The sequence below is a fragment of the Falsiroseomonas sp. RANM36 genome (genome assembly GCF_056682175.1).
Map to the genome: position 1 here is coordinate 1736609 of NZ_JBWXTD010000003.1, position 1866 is coordinate 1738474.

At 69.9% G+C, this 1866-nt stretch carries 1 protein-coding gene; it reads left to right on the forward strand.

Annotated elements, in window-relative coordinates; genetic code table 11:
* The first annotated feature begins 143 nt into the window (after nt 1–143).
* Complete coding sequence (locus AC1MIR_RS13280) at nt 144–1787, forward strand: electron transfer flavoprotein-ubiquinone oxidoreductase (RefSeq protein ID WP_480028625.1); 1644 nt, start codon at nt 144–146, stop codon at nt 1785–1787.
* Nucleotides 1788–1866 lie beyond the last annotated feature (79 nt).

The window sequence follows — 1866 nt, forward strand, 5'->3', positions numbered from 1 at the left end:
CCGCCCCCCTCCCCCCCTCCCGCGGGCGCGCGGCGCGCTCCCCCCCGCTCTCCCCGGCCCCCTTCGCGGCGCGGCGCGGGGTTCCGCGCAATGGCCCCCAGGGCTAAATCCCGGGCAGCCCCAGGAACGCCGGAGAAACAGGCATGTCGGACGCCGAGCAGCGCGAAAGTATGGAATTCGACGTGCTGGTCGTCGGCGGCGGGCCGGCCGGCCTCGCCTGCGCGATCCGGCTGAAACAGCAGAACCCCGACGCCGCCGTCTGCCTGGTGGAGAAGGGCAGCGAGATCGGCGCGCATATCCTCTCCGGCGCCGTGCTGGAGCCCCGCGCGCTGGACGAGCTGATCCCCGACTGGCGGGAGGACCCGCCCGCGCTCGCGACGCCGGTCACCGAGGACCGCTTCATGCTGCTGACGGCGACGAAAGGCTTCAAGCTGCCGACGCCGCCGCAGATGCACAACGATGGCAACTTCATCGTCTCCCTCGGCAATGTCTGCCGCTGGCTGGCCGCGAAGGCGGAGGCGCTGGGCGTCGAGATCTATCCGGGCTTCGCCGCCTCCGAGACGATCATCGAGGACGGGCAGGTCCGGGGCATCGTCGCCGGCGTGATGGGCATCACGAAGGAGGGCGAGAAGGGCCCGAACTACCAGCCGGGGATGGAGCTGCGCGCCACCTACACGGTGTTCGCGGAAGGCTGCCGCGGGTCGCTGACGAAGCGCCTGTTCGAAACCTTCGACCTGCGCGCCGGCGTGGCGCCGCAGACCTACGCGCTCGGCATGAAGGAGCTGTGGGAGATCCCGAAGGAGAGGCACACCCCCGGCCTGGTGTGGCACTCCACCGGCTGGCCGCTGCCGTCCGACACCTATGGCGGCTCCTGGCTCTACATGCTGGGCGAAAATCTCGTCTCGATCGGCTTCGTCGTGGGGCTGGACTATCCGAATCCCTGGCTCTCGCCCTTCGAGGAGTTCCAGCGCTTCAAGCACCACCCGGCGGTGAAGGGCTTCCTGGAGGGCGGCAAGCGCGTGGCCTATGGCGCGCGCGCGCTGAACGAGGGCGGCATCCAGGCCGTTCCGAAGCTGGTGTTTCCCGGCGGCATGATCGTGGGCGACGCCGCGGGCTTCCTGAACGTGCCGAAGATCAAGGGCACGCATACGGCGATGAAGTCCGGCATGGTCGCCGCCGACGCGATCGCGCCCGCGCTGCAGGGCGAGCGCCCGCCGGTGCTGGAGAGCTATCCCGCGGCGCTCAAGGACAGCTGGGTCTGGGAGGAACTGCAGGGCGTCCGCAACATCCGCCCCGGCTTCGCGAAATACGGCTTCTGGGGCGGCATGCTGAACGCCGCGCTCGACACCTATGTGCTGCGCGGCAAGGCGCCCTGGACCTGGACGCATCACCAGGACCACGAGACGCTGCTTAAGGCGTCGGAGGCGACGCGCATCGACTATCCGAAGCCCGACGGCGTGCTGAGCTTCGACCGGCTTTCCTCAGTGTACCTATCCAACACCAACCACGAGGAGGATCAGCCCGCGCATCTGGTGCTGAAGGATCCGTCGCGCTGGGGGCCGGTGAACTGGCAGCAATTCGCCTCGCCCGAAAGCCGCTACTGCCCGGCCGCCGTGTACGAGGCGGTGGGCGAAGCGGCCGGCAACGGCGAGGGCGAGATGAAGCTCGTGATCAACGCGCAGAACTGCGTGCACTGCAAGACCTGCGACATCAAGGACCCGACGCAGAACATCGACTGGCGGACGCCGGAGGGCGGCGGCGGCCCGAACTACATCGGCGGGATGTAGGACTTCCCCGATCCGCCCCCCCCCGCCCCCCCCCCCCCCCCCCCCCCCGGGGCGGCCGGGGCCCCACAAAACAACGGCC

What these genes read in the sequence shown, in the direction of transcription:
- AC1MIR_RS13280 (WP_480028625.1), top strand. Translation starts at nt 144, where the DNA reads ATGTCGGACGCCGAGCAGCGCGAAAGTATGGAATTCGACGTGCTGGTC.